We start from the raw sequence: 24,468 nt of genomic DNA, 5'->3' as shown, positions 1-24,468 counted from the left end.
GCGAGCAGGGATAGAACCCACCATCGGACACTTGAAATCAGATCATCGTTTAGGCCGTAACTTTTACAAGGGATTGGTAGGGGATGCTGTGAACCTACTATTGGCAGCAGCTGCTTACAACTTCAAAAGAGCCATGAGAGCTCTTTTGAACCTGCTCAAAATAATAAGCGAGAAGCCATGGATGGATGACTCCCCTCTTATCAATGCTTTTTAAGGGACGACTAAATATGGAACACGAGATTGTAAACAGAGAAACGCCCGAAATGAAAAAGCTCATTTCGGGCATCAGGGAGATGACAAAGCTGCTGAAAGAGGTTGCTGAGACACATCGTCCGCTTTTCGGAGGAGAAATCTACCTCACAGGGAGAGAAGTTTGCGAACGTCTTTTCGTTAGCTCTCGCACCTTGCAGGACTATCGGGACAAAGGCGTTATTCCCTACACCCAAATTGCAGGGAAAATACTCTACAAGCTCTCCGACATCAACCAACTACTCCAAGAAAATTATCGAGGATAAAACATTCGCAAGAAGCGTTTTCCTTCCGTCTGGCAACCATACAGAAAGAATCTGCCGAATGGTCGTCCAAAAGATACTGAGCAATCTCGCATCGCTCGGTATCTTTTTGCTTATTGATTGGCTTCTTTTTATAAAAATAAGTACATTTGCGTCATTAACCCAAGGAATCTCTCCTATGAGTGAAATCCTCCGACTTCGGGAGAGAAAACAACAGAGGAAGCATCATTGAATTATGGAGAGTGGTTCATTGTGACTCGTTCTTATGGAACGCAAGATTTGAGTTACAAAGAAAACACTCAAAACAACAAACGTACAAAACAAATGGCATACAAGAACAAAACATACATTGCATTTGATGGAGACAAAGATATTCGTTACTATTGGTTGATGAAAGCTTGGAAATATAACTCAAAAGACTTTTTCTCCGAGTTCAACTTCTATGATGCACACGATATAAATTTCGCAAGAGATTCATCTAAAGAACAATCTATAAAAAGGCAACTTTCTGAAAGGCTCGATAATACAAAACTTTTTATTTTGCTTGTTGGCGAATCCACAAAGTTTTTGTACAGATTTGTGAGATGGGAAATTGAGCAAGCAATAGAAAAAAAAATACCAATCATAGTAATAAATCTCAATGGCAAAAGACAGTTTGATATTGACAGATGCCCCTATTTACTTAAAGATGAAACCGCTATACACATAAGTTTTAATCAAAAAATTATAGAGTATGCACTGAAAAAATGGGAAACCCAACTTCAAAAGATAAAACAGGAAGGAAAAAAAGGACCTTTCTATTACACTGATGAGGTTTATAAAAGCATAGGCTTATGATAATGTTTAAACATTTTGTTTTCACAAGAAAGTACTTAACCTTGTATGAGTTGCGCGTTATATCTTGGGATTTTGTCTTCAGCGTCTGTAAGTGGATAGGTTTTTTTTGGCTTATCATAGAGCCATTAAGCTTCTTCTCTCCTAGCATTGAAGAATTTATAAAGGGCAAGGGATGGTGGTTATTCGGTGTAAGTATTTTAATCACATTAATTAAAAGAAGACCTCGACTCAAGTTTAAATATTTCATCAGAGATAAAGATGTGCATGTTAACATTGTCATTGGAGACCTATTAGCAATGAACAATAAGGATATAGTTATTCCTACAAACGTTCATTTTATCACAGAGATATCTGATAAATTAATTTCCGAAAATAGTGTACAAGGGCAGTTTACAAAGAAATATTTCACTTCACATGCCCATCTTGACGCAGACATTGTCAATAACCTGCGAGAGACCAAATATACAGATGAAAATCCGCCATATTTTGGTAAAGACAAACAATATCCTTTGGGGACCGTCGCTAAACTCCCAATAAAAAAAAACAACAAAACAACATTTTGGTCATATTTGTTTGCCCTTGCAAAATTGAATGAACATGGAGTTTGTCAATCGAATATAGCTGAATTTCAAAAAACCTTACCGTTGTTATGGGATTACATCCAAACAAAAGGAGAATTATCAGATATTGCAATGCCAATTCTTGGTTCAGGTTTTTGTCGAATCGACTCTTCCAGAGAGGATTTGTTTAAAGAGATTTTACTTTCGTTTTTAGCGGCAACAAGGAATTCAAAATTTTGCAAAAGCTTGACAATTGTGATTTACTACAGAGATGTTTCTGAGACAAATATAGACCTCGAATCGATTAAAGAATTTACTAAATACCAAACATTAAATTTTTCAAGAGAAAGCGCTCATAAAAAGGGAAAAGGACAAGCAATCGGAGAATAATACAGATTTATGTTAAGTAAATTTTCAGTGTTTATTATAGATGTACATTATTTACATACTCCTTTGTTACATCAATCCCTTCTCGCCCCTTGCAATCTTTTGGCCTGTGATTTGGGTGTAGATTTGCGTACTGGAGAGGGAACTATCATCTTCGCGATGCTCTCATATGGGTGTTTTTTTGCAATTTATTTTTTAGATTAGGGATGTAAAGTGACCCTATGACTGCTAATTTCTACAAAACTTTTCTTATTCTAAGCTTACGTAACTCAACAAAAAAGTTTATGCCATATGAGTAAATTAGCAACTCGTGAACTCCGAGTCTTCATTTCATCTACTTTTGAAGACATGAAGGATGAACGTAAAATGTTAATGACAAAGGTCTTTCCTGTACTAATTCAGAACGCAAAGTTAAGAGGAGTTACCCTAATACCAATAGATTTTCGTTGGGGAATTCTCACAGGTGATGAATTAATAGAAAAAAACGAAGTAAAGATTGTTGATGTCTGTTTACAGGAAATCGAAAAAGCTCAATGTTTTATCGGCATTCTCGGAAACCGTTATGGATGGTGTCCATCTAGCAAAACTCTCGATCAAAGTTCCGTCCTTAACCATCAATGTATGGACTTTATCAATTCTGGAATGAGCTTAACCGAGATAGAGATGCGATACGGCATAATTAATTGTGGAAAGCAAGGTAATGCTTTCTTCTTTATTAAAGAAAAAACACAGAGTTCAGAACAGTCTGTACAGATGTTACGCAAAAAAATACTTAAAGAAAAAGATTGTGGGAATTGCGAGGTTTATAATTATTCAACATTGGAAAGTTTTTCAGAACAAATTGAAATCGCTGTAAGCAAATCTCTTGACAAGCTATTTCCTGATGTCAAGCTCGATGATTATCAATTAGAAGATATCAATCAGAAATATATCCTTAAGAGTTATACTAATAATTATATACCTTCCTCAAAGTATTTTAAACGAATTGATAATGGGTTTAAAAAGAGTCAGTTTGTGGTTGTTACTGGAGATATCGGCATGGGCAAAAGTTCCTTGATAGCTAACTGGATAGAAAATCAAAGGGACTATGATGTTGTATATTATTTCATCAATAATAGAAGTAATATTTGCGCATCAGAAATCCTGAAATATCTATGTAGGAAGGTAGCTGAAATATATGGAATAGAGTTTGATGATAAACTGCCAAAAGATTCTTTATCTGAACTTTTAGAGACTATATGGAATAGCATCCGTAGAGACAAACATCTTATTTTGGCACTTGATGGTTTATCCAATGCCCATATTATAATAGATCAATTGTTGCCAGTATTGTCCGAAAAAATAAAAATTCTTTTCTCGGCCTATGAGGGAGATAGAAACTATTTACTGGCACGATACAATAAAAGTCCTATAGTTATTGTAAAAAAAATGGACTGGAAACAAAAAGAAAAATTTATTAGACAATACTTGGGAAAATATAATAAAAGTCTTGATGAGGATACTATAGGTTACATTTCTCAAACATTTGTGGGGGGGACTTTACATCTTCGTATTCTTTTAGATATCCTTGTCTCATTCGGAGATTTCGACACTATAAAAAGTTTGATCTGCTGTTTTTCACACACACATCCTGTGTATAAGAGAAAAGAAAGGAATAGGGTCGGATACTCTATGGATGACTTGGAAGAATTAATATTAGAAGATGTGTATGACAAAATAAAATATGGGAAAGAAAGGAGTGAAATAAACAGATTTTATAATGAATTATTAAATTTATATGAGGCACAATACCCAGAATTACCTGTAAAGGAGATTATTTCTACCCTCTCATTCATAAGTGAAGGTATAAAAGAAAGTGAGATTGTCAATTTGGTCAACACAACTCCTCTGAAATGGGGTTTATTCAAATCTTTCTTTGAAGCATTCCTATATCAGAAAAATGGGTTCCTTTTTTTAAACAATCAAGACCTAAAGAACGCTGCCATTGAAAGATATGGGGACATAGCTATTGATATTTTTAAACGTGGTGCCAGTTTCTTTGATAAAGATGATGGAACTCTCCGTTATTACATAGCCAGACTTTCTCATGCCTCTTATGCTGGAGATATAGGATCTCTTGTAAAAACAATGTACGACACATCCCTTTTTCGAAGTATGCATAATGCGGGGTTATTATTATCAAGATATTGGGATATGGCAATCATGAAAAAACCTGATGAATGTTACTTATACAAGTATGGAAATTATCTCACATCTGATGAAACTGTCAAGAATATCACGAAGGATTTGGAAGATGAAATAAACCTTCAACATGAAGTTGCACGTTTCTGTATTGACTATATGTGTAATGGTGAGGTTGCATTACATCTTGTCGAACACGCTTTTTCTTCATATGAAACACTTAATGGTGCAAGCCATACTCGGGGCCTTGAGTTATTAAAGACAAAGGCCGAGGCACTTATATTGAAAGAGGATTATGAATCTGCTATTGAAATCCTAAATTTCATCATAAAAGAATACGAAAATAGAGGAGATGTCGTCTCTCTGGCAGAGTCATATAAGCTAAGAGGGGAAGCGTTTTCACAAATAGACGAGATGAAATCTGCTTTTACTGATACTATTTCAGCGATTAGTATCCTTACCAAAAACAACAAGATTGACATTCTTGTAAAAAACAACGATGAAGGAATTCATACTTTTACAAAGTGTCTTCTTAGTATAGCTCGCCTCTTTATAATTGACGAGAATTATACTTGTGCAATAGATGCCTTTGAAAGGGCATATTCGATGAGTATAATGTTATATGGTCGCACAAGTCTAAGCACCGCAGTGATTCTTGAAAATATAGCTTTACTCTATTTCGAGATGGAGCAACATGAAGATGCATTCATTTTTATATCAAATGCTATAGATATCTACAATACTATCATGAATGAGGGTAATGTTCATCTTGCTCGTGCTCACTACATTAAAGGACTTATATTGCTTGACAATAACCCAATTCTGATAGGGGCATTAGAGGAATTCAAGAAGGCCTATATGATATTGACAAATAATTTTATTAGAAATCAACTATACTTTAAAGTTCTGAAACTATTACTGTACTTACAGTTAGAAGTCAATCATATAAAACTACCTGACATGGATTAAAGTAAAAGCGGATTCATACAATCTATTTGGTTAATCTAATTTTCCACAAAAAATGACTACAGGTTTATGGAATAGATTGTGGATTAACGCCAGTTCGATTTAAGCGCAAGTAGGAAGTTGGGGTTTTCTAACGATTTCAATATTCAGTTCAGGCTTTTTAGGGAGGAGATTGTAGGCAATGAGTCCTGAGATAAGGTTGGCAAGAAAATTGTTAACACTACGATGTCTGGTATGCTCTATCTGACAGACGTTTTTGAGCATATCATTGACGGTCTCTATGAGAGCTCTTTTCCTTAGTAACACTTTGTCGTAAAGATGCATAAGAGAGTTCTTCATGTTCTTTTTGATTCTTGTGATCATATGAATATCATCGACAAAGAGTTGATCAAAAAGACTTTGGGAAATGTACCCTCTATCTCCGATGAGTTTGCCGAAAAGCTTCTTGGTGAAAGACGAGTCCTTAAGGGGCTCTCTGTCATCACAATTGCCCGGAGTGATCTGATATTTGATGATTTCTCCTTTGTCGTTGATGACAATGTGTAACTTAAAGCCATAAAACCAGCCCATGGTACACTTCCCTTTTCGAGCCAATCCTTTCATTGTCTTATGTCCTTGAGCTCGTTTGACATGACAGGCTCTCAGCGCGGGGGCGAGTCTATAAAAGAGATACCTGTACATTCGCCTAAACAGCACATATTCAGGAATGCGATGAGCTTGTATCCCACTTTACTTTGCAATTCGACAAATCGATTGTAGGAGACAAGATGAGGAAATTCGGATCGACACGAGTGGGTGATATATTGTAGATAAAAAGCCTTGAGATCTCTGTACCTTGAGAGATGAAAGAGTATAAGGATGGTCATTACCTCACCGTCAGACATCCTAGACTTCCTGTTTCTACGCTTTTTACCATCCTTTTCTATACTCTTTTCCTTGATTGTTTGGTCAAAAAGCTTTGAGAAGTCATCTACCATACAAAAAATATCAACTATATTTGTCTTCATAAAGTGGCGTTTTATTTGTGTGTATCACCTTGGTTTTCAGATACTAATATACAAACAATTCGCCACTTTTTCAATTATAACTACAACTATATTAGGCACTTAATAAAGTTGGTGAGATAGTTTCATTCATCGTTTTCTTACGTCGAACTGACGTTGGATTAATACTTCTGTAAGTTTTAAATAGCCAGTACATGGATAGGCCACTTGAGGATTTCTATCTATTGCTGTCCGGTAAACGTTTTGTTGTTTGACTAAATAAAGGGCTGGCTTCGTGAAATAAAATCAGCCCTAATTTCGTTACCTTGTCGTCGCAAAACCAAAACATTGTGACGATGAATAAGGGTCCTCATTTTCTCGGACAGCCACTCTACTGCCAAGTACTCTCACTCCTGAATAAGTCCGCCGTACTTCAACATAGTCGCAAACATTCGGGAGAACGCTACGTTAAAAGCTTGGACGCGTGGACACACTTAGTCGTGATGCTCTGCTGTTATCCATCGCTTTGACTCCTTGAGAGAAATTACAGCCTCTCTGCAGGCAGATGCACGAAAACTCAGTCTTCTAGGCATCTGTAACATTTCGGCTCGTAGCACCCTTTTAGACGCCAATAAGAGACGTTCTCAAACCATATTTCCCGATATCTATCGTGATTTGTATGTCCGTTACAAGTCTCTGCTTTCGTCGGACAGCCGAGGGACGCCTAAAGAGCCACAGTGGATGAAACGATTGCAGATTATCGATTCTACAACGATCACGCTTTTCTCCAATCTCATATTCAAGGGTGTTGGTCATAACCCCAAAAGAGGCAAGAGGAAAGGTGAAATAAAGGTACATACGGTGATTCATGCCAACGAGAGTGTCCCTTCTGATATCCGCTTCACTTCGGCAGCTACTCACGAATCCTTTATACTGTGCCCCTGCACCCTAGCTCAAGGGGCAATCATTGCGATGGATCGTGCTTACATCGACTATGCCAAGTTTGAGCAAATGACTCAGCGAGGGATTACCTATGTTACTAAGATGAAGGCCGGACTTAATTATGAAATCCTTAAAGATGAGATGATTCAAACGCCAGAAGGGCTGATGCAGTACGTATACAAGACGTTGTACTGACTAAAAAGGTCAAAGCAGGAGAGCTGATTGAGCATCTAGCAAGGATTGTTACCTATCCAGATGAGAACAAGAAAAAGCCGATTAGTCTCCTCACTAACGACTTCGATCTAGATCCACAAGACATCATTCAGATTTACCGCAAACGTTGGGCTTTTGAACTCCTTTTCAAGCAAATCAAGCAGAATTTTCCGTTGAAGTATTTCTGTGGGGAGAGCGCTAACGCCATCCAAATTCAGATTTGGGTCACACTCATTGCCAACCTGCTTTTGATGGTCATGAAGTGTCAACTCAAGAGCTCGTGGAGCTTTTCGGAGCTGGCAACCTTAGTGCGTATTGTGCTGATGTATTATGTGGACTTTTATAGCTTGTTTGAACATCCTTAGAGCGATTGGGAGGCGATATTTGAGCCCAAAGAAGCCCCGCCAGAACCAAATCTTTTTGGTTGGGGGGCTTACTAAAACGAAATCAGACGGAATGCAACCTATTCACTAGGATTGAATGCCCTATTTTTCTGTCTTGAAAACTTTATAGGACAGCAATAATTTCTATCTTTATTTGTATCAATGACTGGCATGATTCCTGATGACCTTTCATTTATCATAAATTATTGCTCCCGATAAAACTTTTAAAAAATATAAAAAGGTGCAGTTAAGCCCGTAAATCGGCTTCTTTGGAGTCTTTTTTTTCAGTAAGCTCCCCTTTTTCTTTCACAGAGTCAGCTGTCCGATAAAAAGCTTCTCAAAACTCATTAAAAAGAACTTTTTCGTTCATATTCTTACCCCTTGTGGTTGCAAGAGTATAAGAATGACCCTGAGAAAGCACTCCGAAGAGTTTGGCTATCCGGCTGTCCGATTAAATAAAGAGCCAATATAGGTCGATGGAAGGGAGAAATTCCCATAGAAAAACGAATAGTTGCTTGTTCCTTAGAATAACAATCGATGAGATGAAATTGATAAGCCTCGAAAAACTTTTATCGGATACCAACAATAGACTACCTCAAAAAGCTACTGAAGATTCTAGTCTCAAGTGCAACGCTGTTACATATATATCAAGTGCTTCTATAGGGGATTGAACGTTTGTCTGTTGTTTAACAGGCTCTGTATTGTTTTGATTTGTAGTTTCGAAATTTCGGAGAAAGAGGCCCCTTTCAGTATATATTGTCTTATGAGTTTGTTTAGATATTCTATTTATGGTTTATCGGTTGAACGATAAGTTTGGCAGAGAAAACGGAAATTTTGGGGACTCTTTCGATGGAAGAAAAAGCCATAAACTCAGTACCATTGTCCGTTGTGATGGAATGTAGCAATCCCATTCTCTTGAAATACTTTAGTTTTTGATTGACTGCTCTGGTTAACTCCTTGGCATTCTTCTCTTTGGGCGATGGCTCGATGATGGCACAATCTGTCTTTCTGTTGATAAGGGTTAAGATATCCTCTTGTTACTTAGCTCCAATGATTAGACCCATTTCGAAATTTCCAAAACGCATTTTTTGATTTACACATTCGGGGCTTTGATCAATTCCCTTACACTATTCCCATTGGGGGTTGAGCGGTTTAGCAAGGCTTTCTCGTCGATTCTTCAAGTGATGCCTTGTTAGTTGGTAAAGGTCTCTTCCTAGGGCCTTATCCTCGTAGAGAAGAATATATAGGGTGGTTTTCCCTACGATGGGGACTCCCTTGAGCCGAAAACGCCCTGCTATTTGCTCAGGGACCACTATTTTTCTCCCAAAATCTGGACGACTTGCTCTTACATTTTATCTGTGAATTTCTTCGGATAGCAACGCCACTCCTTACACACTGTAGCATATATGTGCTACATGGCAGGAGTATTTCCCTCTTGCCGTTTTGTTGCGTTTGACTTCTCGGGAGACGGTGCTGGTTGACACACCAATGGTTTGAGCAATGAAAGAATAAGATTTCTTTTGTTGTAGTAGCCGATCTATTATGTACCTTTGCTCTCGGCTCAAATGCTTGTATTCTTTCTATTGGCGTTGCACTTACTACTGGAAAATACAATACCAGATTTTGCATTGAAATTTTTGAATCCTCGGAGAATTTGTATACAAGGAAAATTAATGATGGCAGTCTTCAATTTGACTTATGTGTCCTGACGTGTACTGAAAAAAGTTGACAGTGGGCGGGATACACAAGAAGTATCCATGTATGGGCAAACATTTAAGCAATTTTGAGCGCCTTGCCATCCTTGAGGATTACCTCTCGGGTGGAGATAGCCAAGGAGCCATTGGGAGGAAATATGGCATTAGTCGTGGCCTCATTCCTCAATGGCTTCGTAAATTTGGACTCGAAAATAAAGTGCATCCAGGTCCAATGAAAGCATCCGAATCATCCCAGAGTGAGCTGAAACTCAACGAAAGAGAAGAGTTAGAGCAGCTACGTCAAGAGAATCGTGTCCTCAAGAGTCGTCTCAAGCGAGAAGAATTAGGGCATCAAGCCTACAAGCTATTTGTTGAGTTGGCAGAAGAAACCTACGGCATTCAGATACGAAAAAACTCCCAAGCCGTCAGGCCTTTTATAAACGTCATCTCAACGATTTAGCTAGAAAGGAGGAGGATGTTCTGTGCAGCAGTATCATCCAATATTGTTGGCACTTAAAACAAGCAGAACACCTTCCCAGAGCTGGTTTCCGAGAGCTCATGGTGCTTTGTCAGCAATACTTTGGTCCCAAGTTTACGCTTGGGCGCGATCGCTTTTGCGCCCTACTCAGACACCAAGGTATGATGCTGCGCAAACGCTCTGTGCGTCCTCGGGCAACTAACTCCCAGCATAGGCTCTGCAAGTATGAAGACCTGCTCAATACAGAGCCTAAGCTTGTGCCTCAAAGGCCAAGGGAACTCATAGTGGCAGATATCACCTACGTGGCTTACCAAGATGGATTTGCCTATCTCTCCCTATTGACTTATAGTCGCTGTATCGTAGGGTATTGCTTACATCCAACCCTAGAAGTTGAAGGTTGCTTGAATGCTCTACGTCAAGCCCTTGATTTCTATGACTAGCATCAAATTGATACCAGCAATATGATTCATCATAGCGACCGAGGTATTCAGTATGCTAGCAGAAGCTATACCGATCTGTTACATGAGCGAGGCTGGCGCATCAGTATGACTCAGACGGGGGATCCTCTGCATAATGCATTAGCCGAGCGGATGAACAATACGCTCAATAACTCATGGAGTATCTCATCTTCGAAGCAATCTTTTGATCAAGCTCTTCTTTCTGTAGAACGAGCCGTACGCATGTACAATGAGGCGCGTCCACATCAAGCTCTAGGGACGAAGACGCCTATGCAAATCATTGCACCAGAGTCGGAAAATCCGTTACTGGCAAGAACCGAACATTGGCCAGAGATTGCCCTGAGCTATATCGAAGGATGAATATCAGACAAAGAGCTAACTTTGCTCGTATCAACCGAAATTAGATCTAAAGGGAAGGAGAGTCAACCTAAAGTAGAATTATAAAAAGAACCAGTAAACCAATTGTAGAACTATCCCGCCTACGGTCAACTTTTTTCAGTACACGTCATCCTTAAAGAGCCTGCCGATAAAATTGAGAAGCAGAGCCTGCTTTATGAGGAAGAAAAGAAAAAATAAACTTTTAAAATTCTAAACTTGTAAGGTGTTTTTTCGAAAGAGCTTTTATTAGACACCGATATAGCTCGGAGTCTATATACTTTTTTGTTCCATTAATCGGTTCATATCTTTTGCTATCTTTTGGTCAGTGATTTGAGCGTAGATTTGTGTGCTGGAGATGGAGGTGTGTCCCATCATCTTGGCGATGCTTTCCATCGGGATGCCTGCTTCCAAGGTCAGCGTGCCAAAGCTGTGGCGCGCCATATGGAAGGTCAGTGGAGTACGAATACCACATGCCAAGCCTACGGTTTTGATATGGGTAAGTAGTTTGCCTTTGCTTATTGTATTGGGAAAAATCTTCGTGTCGGGAAGAGCCTTACAATTACCCTCATAATCGTCTTTACTCTTCTCCTTTATATAGAGCTCAAGAATCTGTTCCGCTATCGGATGCAGGGGTATCAGGCTTTCCACTTCTGTTTTCTGTCTTGCCTTACGGATATATCGCTTCCCCTCGCTGTTCGTTTTGATTTGCGAAACTCGCAGGCTTTGCAAGTCGGCAAACGCCAAACCCGTAAAGACAGAAAAAAGAAATATTCTTCGGCTTAGTTCTGCCCCTTCATCCTGCAATGGGAATGCCAACAGTTTTGCCACATCGCCTTTGGAGAGGAAACGAGGCTTGCGCTCCACTGTTTCGTACTTCACACCCTTAAACGGATTGAAACGGATTGTCCCTTGACTGACGGCTCGATACATCAATCGGCTCAACCAGCACAGATGCTTGTTTATCGTTGCAGGCGCATATCTTTCTTTTTTCAGATAAAAACGATAATCATCGAAGAATCCAATCGTAATCACTGCAAGAGGTATATCCTCTTCGCCTCGACTTTGCACAAAGGTATTGAGTTGTTTACTTGAACTTCGATTGCTGCCATACGTTCCCTCACTCTTGCTTTCTCGTTGGGCTTTGAGTTCTTTTGCACTGAGGGCAAGCAGTGTCGTTGGATTTCTCTCGATGCCTTGCAAGTAGTTTTTCACCAGTTCCGCACTCACCGCCCCATACCGATAGAGCAAGTTGTTGTACCCTTGTTCGATTTCTTCCCGAAAGGCTTGCAAGCGTTGATTCGTTTTCTTATCGGTTGTTTCTCCTCGTTTTAGGTTCCACTCGTGGGGAGCAACACTTTCGCCCGTGCTCATCACCACGTTTGTTCCGTCGATGGTGATGCGACAAAGGATTGCCGTTTTGCCGTCCGCTTTGGTTTTGTTCTTATTGATGTAGAATAGGATTTTGAATGTACTTCGCATAGGTTTTTAGCCTGCTGTGTGAATAGTTACTTACTCTGCCCTAAAAACTCCTGAGCTTTATATGAAAAGCACCTAAGCTTTTACTTGATTCCTTAGGAGCTTTTGAGGGCATCTTCTTGAAGCGTTACAAAGAGAGTTGCAAATCTTCGGTGAAAGAGAGAAATCGATCGAACTCATCGAAGAGCTTTTTCGGAGTGACGCGAGCGTATCTTTCGGTCGTTTGGAGATTGCTATGCCCCAACATTCGGCTCACGGTCTCGATGGGAACACCCCGCTCCAATGTTATGAGCGTGGCAAAAGTATGCCTTGCCATGTGTGCCGAAAGGGGAATCGAGATACCTGCCCGAAGTTGTAGGGCTTTGAGTCGGGAGAGATAAGAGGGATAGGCAACGGGAGCAAAGAGTGTAATTCGTTCATCCGACCGATAACGCTCCATCAGACGCACCGCTTCGGGCAGAAGCTTCACACGACAAAGCGTGTCGGTCTTTTGTCTGCGGAACTTCAGCCACAATTCCCCCTCTCCATCCGTAAAGAGGTGCTCCCGATCAAGGGCAACCATATCGCAATAGGCAACGCCCGTGAAACAAGAGAAGAGAAAGAGATCGCGCGCCACTTCCAGCTCGATTTCGTACGCTTCAAAAGTCAAACTTTGCAACTTCTCCAACGAGACTTTATCCAATGCGCGAGGCAGCTTCTTGTTCCCTTGTTCCACCCTGCTGTTCTCAAAAAGGGGTCTGTCAGAAAATCCTTTGCTATATGCCAAACGGCAAGCCTTCTTCAAACAGACGGAGAGGATGTGAAAATAGCTTTGTGAGAGACTTGATTCTCCTTTGATATACTGCTCGAAGAGAAAAAGAAAATCTTCCGTGATTTGGCTGAATGTCATATCGTTTGTTCTGAATTGTCTGTGAATGAACTCTACAAAGTACTGACGAGCCAAATGATAAATTCTCATAGATGCGGGTTTCAGGTCAATTCCGACACGCATTTTCAACTCTTCCAACATCAGGTCGTAACACTCCAGGAAAGTCGTCTGGCTTTGCATACTTCCCTGAACCTGCTCCTTGATATCTGCTGCCGTAAATATCGCTCCTCTTTCGCAAAGTCTCCGATAAGCCGATTGCACCGAAAGAAGCAATTCTTCCAACTTGCCATTCGTAACCACTGCCTCGCGACTCTTACCGTTCAGTCTGCTCTCTCGAGCATTCCACAAATCGGGGTTACACGACAGTTTACAACTGAACTGCGCCATGGTTCTTCCGTAGGTTATACGTCCCATTATCGGAGCTTGCCCCGACTTGTCCAATCCGCTCCTTTTCAGGTAGAGCAACACCTTGAATTTTTCTGTTTGCATACGCTTCTGTTTTTATGGGCAAAGTTACCCGTTACCGAAGCGTTCTTTGTTACGCAAAACATTGTGTCATAGAGCATCAGCACCGCAGAAGAGAAAAAGTGCATAACCGACGAACCCCTCTTCGGTTACCTCCTTTTGCCTCACCGTTACCAATCAACAAATCGACTAATGATTTGGTAACGGAACTTCTGCATAAATCCACATCTTCTGCATTTTATTCCTCTGTGTAAAACATAGAAAAATACAGCAAATCCCTCTCACTCTCATCCACTTACCCTCCATCTTCCTCCCAATGCCCTTTTCTCGAATAGTTGTGCGCACGAAAAAAAATTTACGTGCGCACGAAAAAAAATTTATGTGCGCACGAAAAAAAAATTACGTGCGCACGAAAAAAAAATTACGTGCGCACAAAAAAATATTTCCGTAGGTAAGAAAATAAATTTCCGTAGGTAAGAAAAAATATTTCCGTGGCCAAGAAAATAAATTTTTGTGGCCAAGAAAATAAATTTGCGTGGCCAAGAAAAAAAATTTTTGTGGCCAAGAAAAAAAATTTTCGTGGGCATAGAAAAAAATTTTCATGCGGACGAAAAAATATCTGCGTGCGCAGAAAAAGTATTTTCTTTAGCATAAGAGTTGTGGCGATCCNATTTTCATGCGGACGAAAAAATATCTGCGTGCGCAGAAAAAGTATTTTCTTTAGCATAAGAGTTGTGGCGATCCGGGCATAAAAATATATTTTCATAGCCAGTAAAATATATTTTTATACGAATGGGAAGTATTTTTTATGCTTGCGGACATATTTTTGTCTGCGCACAAAAATATATTTTCGTGCGAATGGGAGGAGATTTTCGTACGAAGAGGAGGAGATTTTTGTGCGAANTTTATGCTTGCGGACATATTTTTGTCTGCGCACAAAAATATATTTTCGTGCGAATGGGAGGAGATTTTCGTACGAAGAGGAGGAGATTTTTGTGCGAAAGGGAGGAGATTTTTGTGCGGAAAGGAGAAGATTTTTGTGCGAAAGGGAGGAGATTTTTGTGCGAATGGGAGGAGATTTTTGTGCGGAAAGGAGGAGATTTTTGTGCGAATGAGATTTTGTTTTGGTAAGGTGGGGTGGTGGGGGGAGTCGGGAAAAAATGCTTGCTTTCAGGCATTGTTGTTTTGTTTTCCGGTGCGATAACTGAGTGATGAAAAGTGGGAGGTGAGTTTTTTGATGTGGGAGTCTGTCTTTTGATTGTGCTTTTGAAAAGTTTTTGTGGGAGGTGAAGTGGCAGGGGGGTGTGGGAGGGATTTGCTCGGATTTTTCAGAAAAAGAAGCTAAGCATTGCCCGGCTTGATGCCGAGATGCTTAGCTTCCGTTGTTTTAACAGGGTGTTGTGGTGCCGGTTGTCTTCTTTAGAAGATATCGGAGATTGCTATTCCAAGTGCTTTCGCGACACCTTTGCCGTAAGCGGGATCTGCCTTGTAACAGTTTGTTATGTGGCGTAGCTTGATCTCTGTGGGTATGTCTCCCATGGATCGGGCAGTGTTTTCAAAAAGTACTTGCTGTTGATCCGGAGACATGATGTGGAATAGGTCTCTTGTCTGGGAGTAGTAATCGGAGTCGTCTTCTCTGAAATCCCATTGATATGCGGCTCCGTCGAGCTCCAATGGAGGTTCTTTGTATTCATTTTGATCTTGCCAGTGACCGTATCCGTTGGGCTCGTAGCCGATACGTGAACCATAGTTGCCGTCTACTCTCATGGCACCGTCTCTGTGATACATGTTGAGGAAAGGACAACGGCTTCTATTGACGGGTATCTGGTGATGGTTTACTCCAAGTCTGTAACGTTGAGTGTCTCCGTATGAAAACAGGCGTCCTTGCAGCATCCTGTCGGGGGAGAAGCTGATGCCGGGTACTACGTTTGCGGGATTGAAAGCGGCTTGTTCGACATCTGCAAAGTAGTTTTCAGGATTTCGATTCAGCTCCAAAAATCCGACTTCAATGAGGGGGAATGTCTTTTGGGACCAAACCTTTGTGAGGTCAAAAGGATTGTAAGGAAGCGTTTTTGCCTGTTCTTCTGTCATGATCTGTATTTTGAGTGTCCAACGAGGATATTCGCCTCGTTCTATACTTTCATAGAGATCTTTTTGATGACTCTCGCGGTCTTTTCCGATGAGAGCTTCTGCTTCCGCATCAGTAAGGTTTTTTATTCCTTGCTGTGTATGGAGATGAAACTTTACCCAGTGCCTTACTCCTTGCGCATTTATGAATGAGAAGGTATGGCTTCCATAACCGTGCATATGACGATAGCTTGCAGGTATGCCTCTGTCGCTCATTGTTATGGTTACCTGATGAAGTGCCTCGGGCAAAAGGGTCCAAAAGTCCCAATTGTTTTGAGCGCTTCTCATGTTGGTGCGCGGGTCTCGTTTTACGGCATGGTTGAGATCCGGGAATTTGAGAGGATCTCTTAAAAAGAATACAGGAGTATTGTTTCCGACAAGGTCCCAATTACCCTCTTCTGTGTAGAATTTGATGGCAAAACCACGAATGTCTCGTTCCGCATCTGCGGCACCTCGCTCTCCTGCTACTGTAGAGAAGCGGACAAAAAGATCGGTTTGCTTTCCGATTTCGGAAAAGATTGCCGCTTTGGTGTATTTTGTGATGTCATGAGTTACGGTAAATGTTCCGAATGCTCCGGATCCTTTAGCATGCATGCGACGCTCAGGAATCACCTCTCTGTCAAAGTGGGCAAGTTTTTCCAAAAACCAAATGTCTTGCAAGAGCATAGGACCACGTTTGCCTGCAGTAGCAACATTTTGATTGTCTGCTACCGGAGCTCCTGCTGCTGTTGTGAGTTTGTTCTTTTCCATTTTTTCTAAAGTGTTAAATTTATGATGAAGTATTTATTCAGACGCTTTTAATTTTTACTCTGTACGGTTTTTATTCTATTCACGTAAGCGTCTAATTTTTGTCTGTCTCGTTCGGAGAGAACTCCGGTTTTGGATTTCATTACATCGGTATAAATTACGTTGGATAAGCAGAGATGCCTTTTCATTCTGTTGAAAATGGATCCCGTGTGAATCTTGTATGTTGCAAACAAGACAAGGTTTTCAGGTAGCTGGTTAGGAAGTTTTTTAGCGCCTTCTATCCAGATCTTACTGGGATGCTGATTGACAACAAACCATCCACATGTCCAACTCCCCAGCATCAATAAATCTGAATCTTTGATTTGCTCAAACTTAAAGTCGGAAAGAGCTCCAAAATTTACATCTACACCTTTACTCCACAGATACATTGCCATCTCTCTCGCCCATGCAGCTGTTTTCCCTTTTTTGCTTTGATATAATATAGTTGCTTTCATATTATTTTTATGAATTTCTACTGAGACAAAGATATTTAGAGATATTCTCAAAAACAATTGAGTCATTATTGGATCATATAGATTTTGTCTATAATAGTTTTCTACTGTCTTGTTTAGTTGCAGAATATTTATGACAGCACAATTCATGGTAATAGTGCAGTATTGTTTTCTTAATTTCATTCAAAGATCTTTTGTTCAAGATTTTTTCTGTTTGTTCAGTGTTCAAGAACAACTTTGCAAGAAGAAACAATATTGGAAGAGACCCAAAAATAATGTAGCTTTGCCAAGTGAAAAAGAATCAATACGTATGGCGAAGGTAATAGCTATAGCAAACCAAAAGGGGGGAGTTGGTAAGACCACCACAACTATAAATCTTGCGGCATCTTTAGCTGTTTTAGAAAAGAGAGTTTTGGTTGTAGATGCCGATCCACAAGCTAATGCATCTTCCGGATTGGGAATACTCCTTGATACATTGGAGGCAGATATTTATGACTCTCTTATGGATGGTTTGTCAGCCAAAGAGTGTATTGTTCCTACTTCCATTGAGCATCTGGATGTCTTACCTTCTAGTTCCGATCTCGTTGGAGCTGAAGTTGAATTGCTAAAACGAAAAGAGAGAGAGTTTGTTCTACGATGCCTTGTTAATGAAGTGCGTGGGGAATACGACTATATTCTTATAGACTGTTCTCCCTCATTAGGACTTATAACTGTGGGAGCTCTTATAGCTGCAGACACACTTTTGGTGCCGGTACAAGCGGAGTATTTTGCATTGGAGGGTCTGGTCAAGTTATTATCTACGTTTAAGACTATAAAGCAAACTCGTAATCCTTCTTTAGAGATTGAGGGCTTTTTGGTAACGATGTATGATGCTCGTACTCGTCACTCGAATGATATTTATGAGGATCTTAAGGCCAGATGCAAAGGGATGGTATTCTCTACTGTTATACATAGAAATACTCGTTTGAGTGAGGCATCTAGTCATGGGAAACCGATATTATATTATGACGTAGATAGCCGTGGAGCTCAAAACTACATGCAGTTGGCGCGTGAGATTTTAGCAAAAGAGGACTCACGGAAGTCTGCTGTTTTTGCATCCTAAACGAAAATATAGTGAGATTTTAATGAGTAAAAAAAGAAATAGATCGCTTGGAAGAGGATTAGGATCCCTACTGGGAGATGATATTATGCCTGATATTCAACCATCAGGAGCATCTTCTATATCTGAAATACTTCTTGAAGAGATAGAGCCAAATAAAGAGCAACCACGTTCTTTTTTTGATGAGAATGCCTTATCTGAGTTGGCTAACTCTATTAAGTCAGTTGGTATTATTCAGCCGATCACTGTATTTGTCAATAAAGGAGAAGAAGGCAAGCGTTACAAAATAATATCAGGAGAACGCCGATACAAGGCGTCTCTTATAGCCGGTTTGACCACCATTCCAGCCTATGTTCGTACAGCAGAAGACGAGCAGGTAATGGAGATGGCGCTCATCGAAAATATTCAGAGAGAAGATCTCAATCCGATAGAGGTTTCTCTTGCTTTTAAGAGATTGATAGAGGAGTATCAACTGACTCAAGAGGAATTAAGTTCGAGAGTTGGAAAAAACAGAGCTACAATAGCAAACTATCTTCGCCTACTGAAGCTTCCGTCAGAAGTTCAGATGGGACTTAAAGATAGAGTAATAGATATGGGGCATGCCAGAGCACTGCTTCCATTGGAAGATTCTGCTTTACAGATAGAATTATATCGTCAGATTTTGATAGACCATCTTTCTGTACGTCAAGTAGAGGCTATTGTCAAGCGATATAAAGATGATGAGAAGCGATTGGATAATGGTACTGCTGAAGCGGCTACTCCCAAGAAAACTGCTGAAAAAGCTGTAGAACTGGATCTTTTGGCTCAGAGATTCTCTGCTATATTCAAGACAAATGTAAACTTTAGTCTGAGCAAACAGGGGAAAGGCAAGATTACTATTCCTTTTACTTCAGAAGAGCAGTTGGAAGAAATCCTTCATCTTTTGGACTCACTTCCCAATAAATAAAGACTTAAGTCTATTTACCATGGATTCTATGAGGTTTATAAGATTGTTTATAGGAGCTTTTATCGTCAGTATTATTTTTGCATTGAATGGATTTTCAGCAGAAAAAGTTCTGATTGATAGCTTAGAGATAACAGAAACAAATATCTCCGTGGCAGAAACTACGACAAACCCTGCTAAGTCTCCTAAAATTAAAAAGCCTTTTATTCCCAATTCTACAACAGCTCTCCTTTGGTCTATTATACCCGGAGCCGGGCAGCTTTACAACAGACAGTACTGGAAACTTCCCATAATAGCCACAGCATATACGGCTTGCTATTATGCAATATCATGGAATCATGCCAACTTAACAGACTATGCTACTGCATATTCAGAGTTTAGAAGTCCTAATCCGATGGAGCATTCCACTTGGAAAGACTTTGTTCCTTTTGGACAAGATCCCGAAACATACATAACGAATCCTTCTCTCAAAACCTCTTTGGAGAACAACTTAAAACGAGGGCGAGACTTTTTTCGCCGTAATAGGGACTTGAGTATTATTGTTGCTGCTGCAGTCTATGCTTTGGTTATGGTCGATGCTTATGTAGATGCCGAGTTGTTCACATTTGATATTAGTCCGGACATTTCAATGTCTGTCCAGCCGACCGTTCAAAGACATGCTTTTTTGCCGCAGCAGTCTCTTGGCGTTGGCTTGGCATTTAGTTTTTAGTTTTCTCCAATCCTAAATCTTGTTTCAATGATTAGACCAAGATATTTACTTTTTATCAGCTTATTTTTCTTTTCGTATCTCTCTTCCAAGGCAATAGAGAGTTCGTTGGACTCTCTTGAGATTGTTACGGTGGAGGCAGATCTTGGATTATTACCGGAGAATTTAGATGAAAAAGTAGATAGTCTGATCTCTCAGAGATATACCGATTATTATAAAATTGGTAAGCCTAATACCGCATCAAAAAATCAGGTCTATCCTTCTTATCTCGCAGACTCTGTTTACATAAACCGATTGGCAGCCCTGCCAAGCAGAATACCATTGAGCTATAATAGCGTTGTCCGGGAGTGTATAGAGCTATATGTCAATAGAAGAAGGGCTTTAGTTTCCACCATGTTGCCAAAGACCGGGTTATATTTCCCCATGATAGAGGAAGTCTTCGACAAGCACAACCTGCCCCATGAGTTGAAGTATCTTGCTATTGTAGAGAGCAACCTTAATCCGTTTGTCGTGTCAAGGATGGGCGCAACAGGTTTGTGGCAGTTTATGCTGAATACCGGAAAGGTTTATGGTCTTGACATCAACAGTCTCATAGATGAGCGCAGGGATCCTCGTCTTGCCACAGAAGCTGCCGCTCGTTATTTCAAGGATATGTACGAGATCTACCAAGACTGGCTGGTTGTTATCGCTTCGTACAATTGCGGTCCCGGCAATGTGAATAAAGCGATACGAAGAGCCGGAGGAAAGAGAAAATTTTGGGACATCTTTCCGTATTTACCCAGAGAAACTCGTGCTTACGTCCCCCTGTTCATAGCCGCTTACTATACGATGGAGTATTACAAGTCTCACGGTATAGAACCTCAAACGATGGATGTGGTATTGGCTACGGACACTATACATATCCGAACGAAAAGGACCTTCGAAGAGATCAGCCTCCTTTCCGGCGAGCCTGTGGACGTTATCAAATCTCTCAATCCCAAGTACAAGCACAACATTGTTCCCGGTACTTATACTACGCAGGTGCTCACTCTCCCTACTCAGGCGGCTTTGACCTTCTCTTTCAAAAGGGACTCATTGAATGCCCTGGCTCCTTTTGCAGGTAAGGGCGAGGAAGTAAAAGAGGTCGAATATAAGGAGATTTACCACACCGTAAGGAAGAGGGAGACATTTGCTTCTATCTCCCGAAAGTACGAAGTAACGGTAAGCGAGATCAAAGAGTGGAATGCCGGCATCTCTTCTCTGCGGGTCGGAACAAAGCTGCTTATAAGACTGCCTAAAGACACAGATGCCTCAAACATCACCGTAGCCGGCATAGACACCACAGAGCCACAGAAAAACAAAAAACAGCGTTCGCGTGTAACAACGGGATCGGCAAAGCGATATTATACAGTAAAGAAAGGAGATACTCTCGGAGGGATAGCCGCTAAATACAAGGGAGTAACCGTAACATCTCTCAAGCGAGCCAACGGACTCAGGAGTAACAACATCAAAATAGGTCAGAAACTAATCATTCCTTAAGAATAAAGAAGGAGCAACTACTGTTTTTAGAACGATTATTGTATGAACAAAATTCTGAAAAAAGAGTTTCTCTCTCCCCGTGTCGTCCGATTTGAAGTGGAAGCGCCCCGGATTGCGAGATCGCGCAAAGCCGGGCACTTTGTGATTCTTCGTGTCGGAGAAAAGGGAGAAAGAATACCTTTGACCATTGCCGGAGCAGATCCGGAGGCAGGAACCATCACACTTGTGGTACAGAATGTAGGTCGCAGCTCGAAGAAGCTGTGCGAGTTGTCGGAGGGCGACTATATCCAAGACCTGGTCGGGCCTTTGGGGCAAGCCACTCACATAGAAAAGTTTGGCACCGTTGTTTGTGCCGGAGGGGGAGTGGGCGTTGCTCCGCTGTTCCCCATTGTTCAGGCGATGCACGAAGCCGGGAACAGGGTCATCGTCGTGCTGGCTGCCCGTTCCAAGGAGCTTATCATCATGGAAGAGCTCATGCGCCGGCACTCGGACGAAGTGATCATCATGACGGACGACGGCTCGTACGGACAGAAAGGGCTTGTAACCGAGGGCGTCGAGCAGGTGATTCTGAGAGAGAAGGTAGACTTTTGCGTAACGATCGGGCCTGCCATCATGATGAAGTTCGTATCGCTTCTGACCAAGAAGTACAACGTCCCCACCATGGCATCGCTCAACACCATCATGGTAGACGGCACGGGGATGTGCGGAGCTTGCAGAGTAACCGTGGGCGGAAAGACACGCTTTGTATGCGTGGACGGGCCGGAGTTTGATGCTCACCAGGTAGACTTCGATGAGATGTTGCTTCGTCAGGGAGCTTACAGGGAGTATGAACAGGAGTTGAACCGCAGAGAAGATTAAGCCCTATGCCAACCGAAAAAGAGCAAATAGCAGAACGTCGGGCAGAAGAGTGGAGAGAGCTGTTGCGCAAGAGCGTCAAGGCGAAAGACCGTATCGCAACCCCTCGTGTCGTGATGCCCGCGTTGGATCCCGACATCCGGAACAAGAACAACGAAGAGGTCAATCTCGGGCTCTCTCACGAGCAAGCAGGGCAGGAGTCGGTGCGCTGTCTCGACTGTGTGGATCCCACCTGCATGAACGGCTGTCCCGTGAGGATCCATATCCCGACCTTCATCAAAAACATCGAGCGTGGGGAAGTGCTCGAAGCGGCTCGCGTCCTGCGAGAGACCACGGCTCTCCCCGGCGTTTGCGGACGTGTCTGTCCGCAGGAGAAGCAGTGCGAGTCTCAATGCTTCTACACCCTCAAGCTCAAGAAAGAGCCTGTGGCGATAGGCTACCTGGAACGTTATGCGGCAGACTTCGAGCGCGAGCATACGCTCCGCCGGCCTGCCGAAAAAGCCCCCCTTCCGAAGGGCAACGGCATCAAGGTTGCGGTTGTGGGCAGCGGACCGGCAGGGCTTTCGTTTGCCGGCGACATGGCAAAGTACGGCTACGACGTCACGGTCTTCGAGGCGCTGCACGAGATCGGGGGGGTGTTGAAGTACGGCATCCCGGAGTTTCGCCTGCCCAACGACATCGTGGAGTTTGAGATCCGCAAGCTCCGCGAGCTGGGAGTAAAGTTTGAGACCAACTGCATCGTGGGCAAGACGCTCTCCTACGAAGATCTTCACCGGGAGGGCTTCAAGGGATTGTTCATCGGCAGCGGGGCAGGACTTCCGCGCTTCATGGGCATTCCCGGAGAGAACCTCGTGGGCGTCATGTCCAGCAACGAATACCTCACCCGCGTCAATCTCATGGGAGCTTTCTCCCGAACGAGCGAAACCCCCGTATCGAGAGGGCTCAGCGTTGCTGTCATCGGAGGGGGCAACACCGCCATGGACTCCGTCCGCACGGCTCTCCGTCTGGGAGCCAAGCGAGCCATGATCATCTACCGGAGAGGTCTGGACGAAATGCCTGCCCGTCTCGAAGAAGTGCACCACGCACAGGAAGAGGGAGTCGAATTTCTCACCCTTCACAACCCCATCGCCTACAAAGGGGACGAAAAAGGACGCCTCACCTCCATCCTGCTCCAGAGGATGGAGCTTGGCGAGCCGGACGCATCCGGGCGCAGATCCCCCGTGCCTATCGAGGGCGACGTGGTCGAAATAGACGTGGACGAAGCCATCGTCAGCGTGGGTGTCTCTCCCAATCCGCTCATCCCTAAGAGCATACAGGGGCTCACCATCACCCGACACGGCACCATCGTCGTGAGCGAAAACAACCAAGCCGACATCCCCGACATCTTTGCCGGCGGAGACATCGTGCGTGGAGGAGCCACCGTGATCCTTGCCATGGGAGACGGCAGAAACGCAGCCAAAGGCATGCACGACTATCTGACCCGAACCTACATGGCGCATTGACGAGACCCGAAATACCGATTCTCGAAGTCCCATACTCTCCCGAAGAGTGTGGGACTTCTTTTTTACCCTCTCCCTCCGATTCCGTCCCTGAAAAGGGAATACCCAACATCTTCTTCCGCAAGGAAAAAAAATTCTGTGCGCACGAAAAAAAATTTACGTGCGCACGAAAAAAAATTTATGTGCGCATGAAAAAAAATTTACGTGCGCATGAAAAAAAATTTACGTGCGCATGAAAAAAAATTTCTGTGCGCATGAAAAAAAATTTCTGTGCGCATGAAAAAAAATTTCTGTGCGCATGAAAAAAAATTTACGTGCGCATGAAAAAAAATTTACGTGCGCACGAAAAAAAATTTATGTGCGCATGAAAAAAAATTTCTGTGCGCATGAAAAAAAATTTATGTGCGCACGAAAAAAAATTTACGTGCGCACGAAAAAAAATCTGCTTGAGCACGTAAAAAAAACGGCTTGGGCAAGGAAAAAAAATTGTGTGGCCAAGAAAAAATATTTTTGTGGCCAAGAAAAAAAATTTTTGTGGCCAAGAAAAAAAATTTTCTTGGCCAAGAAATTTTTGCCAAATCCTCAAGGAATATAATTTGCTGTTAAACAGGAGATTACATTTTTACGATTAAGGTTGAAATAGTCGAGCCGAAAGTCGGCCTCAAAACGGGAGAAAAAGCCTCTGTTTTTCGGTTTTTTTTC

General features: G+C 42.0%; 19 protein-coding genes and 3 pseudogenes. 16 read left to right on the top strand and 6 right to left on the bottom strand.

Annotated elements, in window-relative coordinates:
- The 5 genes and pseudogenes from JT26_RS09495 to JT26_RS09475 all read left to right on the top strand — a co-directional run.
- Positions 1-214, top strand: a pseudogene (locus tag JT26_RS09495) (IS5/IS1182 family transposase); the annotation flags it as partial.
- A 13-nt stretch (positions 215-227) separates the two neighbouring features.
- Positions 228-515: a helix-turn-helix domain-containing protein gene (locus tag JT26_RS09490; RefSeq protein WP_036849219.1), complete on the top strand. Its 288-nt coding sequence runs from the start codon at positions 228-230 to the stop codon at positions 513-515.
- 321 nt (positions 516-836) lie between these two features.
- Positions 837-1,349, top strand: a complete 513-nt coding sequence (locus tag JT26_RS09485; RefSeq protein WP_036849215.1) for a TIR domain-containing protein — start codon at positions 837-839, stop codon at positions 1,347-1,349.
- Positions 1,346-2,299 (top strand): macro domain-containing protein, encoded by a 954-nt coding sequence (locus JT26_RS09480; RefSeq protein WP_036849109.1) that lies wholly within the window; start codon positions 1,346-1,348, stop codon positions 2,297-2,299. The genes JT26_RS09485 and JT26_RS09480 overlap by 4 nt, the downstream gene beginning before the upstream one ends.
- Before the next feature lie 288 nt (positions 2,300-2,587).
- Entirely contained in the window at positions 2,588-5,446 is a 2,859-nt protein-coding gene (locus JT26_RS09475; RefSeq protein WP_036849107.1) for a DUF4062 domain-containing protein, read from the top strand.
- A gap of 99 nt (positions 5,447-5,545) precedes the next feature.
- Here JT26_RS09475 and JT26_RS09470 read toward each other — a convergent pair.
- A pseudogene (locus JT26_RS09470) lies at positions 5,546-6,450 on the bottom strand (IS982 family transposase).
- Between the two features lie 332 nt (positions 6,451-6,782).
- Here JT26_RS09470 and JT26_RS11165 point away from each other — a divergent pair.
- From JT26_RS11165 to JT26_RS11155, 3 genes are read left to right on the top strand one after another with little or no spacing between them, the layout of a single operon-like run.
- Positions 6,783-6,956 (top strand): DUF4372 domain-containing protein, encoded by a 174-nt coding sequence (locus JT26_RS11165; RefSeq protein WP_369794015.1) that lies wholly within the window; start codon positions 6,783-6,785, stop codon positions 6,954-6,956.
- 4 nt (positions 6,957-6,960) lie between these two features.
- Entirely contained in the window at positions 6,961-7,563 is a 603-nt protein-coding gene (locus tag JT26_RS11160) for a transposase (protein ID WP_369794014.1), read from the top strand.
- Positions 7,545-7,946: a transposase gene (locus tag JT26_RS11155; RefSeq protein ID WP_369794017.1), complete on the top strand. Its 402-nt coding sequence runs from the start codon at positions 7,545-7,547 to the stop codon at positions 7,944-7,946. Before JT26_RS11160 ends, JT26_RS11155 begins: the two co-directional genes overlap by 19 nt.
- Positions 7,947-9,352: 1,406 nt before the next feature.
- Here the strand turns inward: JT26_RS11155 and JT26_RS11150 are convergent.
- On the bottom strand, positions 9,353-9,529 hold the full coding sequence (locus JT26_RS11150; protein WP_081966440.1) for a helix-turn-helix domain-containing protein: 177 nt from the start codon (positions 9,527-9,529) through the stop codon (positions 9,353-9,355).
- Between the two features lie 196 nt (positions 9,530-9,725).
- On the opposite strand from JT26_RS11150, the pseudogene JT26_RS10505 reads away from it, so the two are divergent.
- Positions 9,726-10,998 (top strand): annotated as a pseudogene (locus JT26_RS10505) (IS3 family transposase).
- 244 nt (positions 10,999-11,242) lie between these two features.
- Here the strand turns inward: JT26_RS10505 and JT26_RS09445 are convergent.
- The 4 genes from JT26_RS09445 to JT26_RS09420 form a co-directional block, all read right to left on the bottom strand.
- The gene (locus JT26_RS09445; protein WP_036849103.1) at positions 11,243-12,451 is read right to left on the bottom strand and encodes a site-specific integrase; all 1,209 of its coding nucleotides are present in this window, start codon (positions 12,449-12,451) and stop codon (positions 11,243-11,245) included.
- Positions 12,452-12,575: 124 nt separating this feature from the next.
- Positions 12,576-13,805 (bottom strand): site-specific integrase, encoded by a 1,230-nt coding sequence (locus JT26_RS09440; protein WP_036849101.1) that lies wholly within the window; start codon positions 13,803-13,805, stop codon positions 12,576-12,578.
- A gap of 1,395 nt (positions 13,806-15,200) precedes the next feature.
- Complete coding sequence (locus JT26_RS09425; protein WP_036792537.1) at positions 15,201-16,658, bottom strand: catalase; 1,458 nt, start codon at positions 16,656-16,658, stop codon at positions 15,201-15,203.
- A gap of 47 nt (positions 16,659-16,705) precedes the next feature.
- The gene (locus JT26_RS09420; protein ID WP_036792930.1) at positions 16,706-17,149 is read right to left on the bottom strand and encodes a hypothetical protein; all 444 of its coding nucleotides are present in this window, start codon (positions 17,147-17,149) and stop codon (positions 16,706-16,708) included.
- Between the two features lie 307 nt (positions 17,150-17,456).
- Here JT26_RS09420 and JT26_RS09415 point away from each other — a divergent pair, with 307 nt between their 5' ends.
- The 7 genes from JT26_RS09415 (at position 17,457) to JT26_RS09385 (ending at position 24,361) form a co-directional block, all read left to right on the top strand.
- Positions 17,457-18,248 carry a ParA family protein gene (locus JT26_RS09415; protein ID WP_036849213.1) on the top strand — a complete coding sequence of 264 codons (792 nt, stop codon included), beginning with the start codon at positions 17,457-17,459 and terminating at the stop codon, positions 18,246-18,248.
- A gap of 22 nt (positions 18,249-18,270) precedes the next feature.
- Positions 18,271-19,191 carry a ParB/RepB/Spo0J family partition protein gene (locus JT26_RS09410; RefSeq protein WP_036792532.1) on the top strand — a complete coding sequence of 307 codons (921 nt, stop codon included), beginning with the start codon at positions 18,271-18,273 and terminating at the stop codon, positions 19,189-19,191.
- Positions 19,192-19,219: 28 nt separating this feature from the next.
- Positions 19,220-19,897, top strand: a complete 678-nt coding sequence (locus JT26_RS09405; protein WP_036792928.1) for a DUF5683 domain-containing protein — start codon at positions 19,220-19,222, stop codon at positions 19,895-19,897.
- A gap of 27 nt (positions 19,898-19,924) precedes the next feature.
- On the top strand, positions 19,925-21,412 hold the full coding sequence (locus JT26_RS09400; RefSeq protein WP_081964600.1) for a lytic transglycosylase domain-containing protein: 1,488 nt from the start codon (positions 19,925-19,927) through the stop codon (positions 21,410-21,412).
- Between the two features lie 42 nt (positions 21,413-21,454).
- Positions 21,455-22,270 (top strand): sulfide/dihydroorotate dehydrogenase-like FAD/NAD-binding protein, encoded by an 816-nt coding sequence (locus JT26_RS09395; protein ID WP_036849094.1) that lies wholly within the window; start codon positions 21,455-21,457, stop codon positions 22,268-22,270.
- Between the two features lie 5 nt (positions 22,271-22,275).
- The gene (gene gltA / locus JT26_RS09390) at positions 22,276-23,769 is read left to right on the top strand and encodes an NADPH-dependent glutamate synthase (protein ID WP_036849093.1); all 1,494 of its coding nucleotides are present in this window, start codon (positions 22,276-22,278) and stop codon (positions 23,767-23,769) included.
- 295 nt (positions 23,770-24,064) lie between these two features.
- Complete coding sequence (locus tag JT26_RS09385; RefSeq protein WP_036849092.1) at positions 24,065-24,361, top strand: hypothetical protein; 297 nt, start codon at positions 24,065-24,067, stop codon at positions 24,359-24,361.
- Positions 24,362-24,468: the final 107 nt, after the last annotated feature.

Origin of the sequence: Porphyromonas sp. COT-108 OH1349, from assembly GCF_000768755.1 — a bacterium.
Taxonomy (GTDB): Bacteria; Bacteroidota; Bacteroidia; order Bacteroidales; family Porphyromonadaceae; genus Porphyromonas_A; species Porphyromonas_A canoris.
This window is presented reverse-complemented; position numbering and strand designations above follow the sequence as displayed.

Excerpts from the sequence above, each read along its gene's own strand:
- JT26_RS09490 (WP_036849219.1), top strand. The coding sequence starts at position 228 with ATGGAACACGAGATTGTAAACAGAGAAACGCCCGAAATGAAAAAGCTC.
- JT26_RS09485 (WP_036849215.1), top strand. The coding sequence starts at position 837 with ATGGCATACAAGAACAAAACATACATTGCATTTGATGGAGACAAAGAT.
- JT26_RS09480 (WP_036849109.1), top strand. The coding sequence starts at position 1,346 with ATGATAATGTTTAAACATTTTGTTTTCACAAGAAAGTACTTAACCTTG.
- JT26_RS09475 (WP_036849107.1), top strand. The coding sequence starts at position 2,588 with ATGAGTAAATTAGCAACTCGTGAACTCCGAGTCTTCATTTCATCTACT.
- JT26_RS11165 (WP_369794015.1), top strand. The coding sequence starts at position 6,783 with ATGAATAAGGGTCCTCATTTTCTCGGACAGCCACTCTACTGCCAAGTA.
- JT26_RS09445 (WP_036849103.1), bottom strand. The coding sequence starts at position 12,451 with ATGCGAAGTACATTCAAAATCCTATTCTACATCAATAAGAACAAAACC.
- JT26_RS09440 (WP_036849101.1), bottom strand. The coding sequence starts at position 13,805 with ATGCAAACAGAAAAATTCAAGGTGTTGCTCTACCTGAAAAGGAGCGGA.
- JT26_RS09425 (WP_036792537.1), bottom strand. The coding sequence starts at position 16,658 with ATGGAAAAGAACAAACTCACAACAGCAGCAGGAGCTCCGGTAGCAGAC.
- JT26_RS09420 (WP_036792930.1), bottom strand. The coding sequence starts at position 17,149 with ATGAAAGCAACTATATTATATCAAAGCAAAAAAGGGAAAACAGCTGCA.
- JT26_RS09415 (WP_036849213.1), top strand. The coding sequence starts at position 17,457 with ATGGCGAAGGTAATAGCTATAGCAAACCAAAAGGGGGGAGTTGGTAAG.
- JT26_RS09410 (WP_036792532.1), top strand. The coding sequence starts at position 18,271 with ATGAGTAAAAAAAGAAATAGATCGCTTGGAAGAGGATTAGGATCCCTA.
- JT26_RS09405 (WP_036792928.1), top strand. The coding sequence starts at position 19,220 with ATGAGGTTTATAAGATTGTTTATAGGAGCTTTTATCGTCAGTATTATT.
- JT26_RS09400 (WP_081964600.1), top strand. The coding sequence starts at position 19,925 with ATGATTAGACCAAGATATTTACTTTTTATCAGCTTATTTTTCTTTTCG.
- JT26_RS09395 (WP_036849094.1), top strand. The coding sequence starts at position 21,455 with ATGAACAAAATTCTGAAAAAAGAGTTTCTCTCTCCCCGTGTCGTCCGA.
- gltA (WP_036849093.1), top strand. The coding sequence starts at position 22,276 with ATGCCAACCGAAAAAGAGCAAATAGCAGAACGTCGGGCAGAAGAGTGG.
- JT26_RS09385 (WP_036849092.1), top strand. The coding sequence starts at position 24,065 with ATGAAAAAAAATTTACGTGCGCATGAAAAAAAATTTACGTGCGCACGA.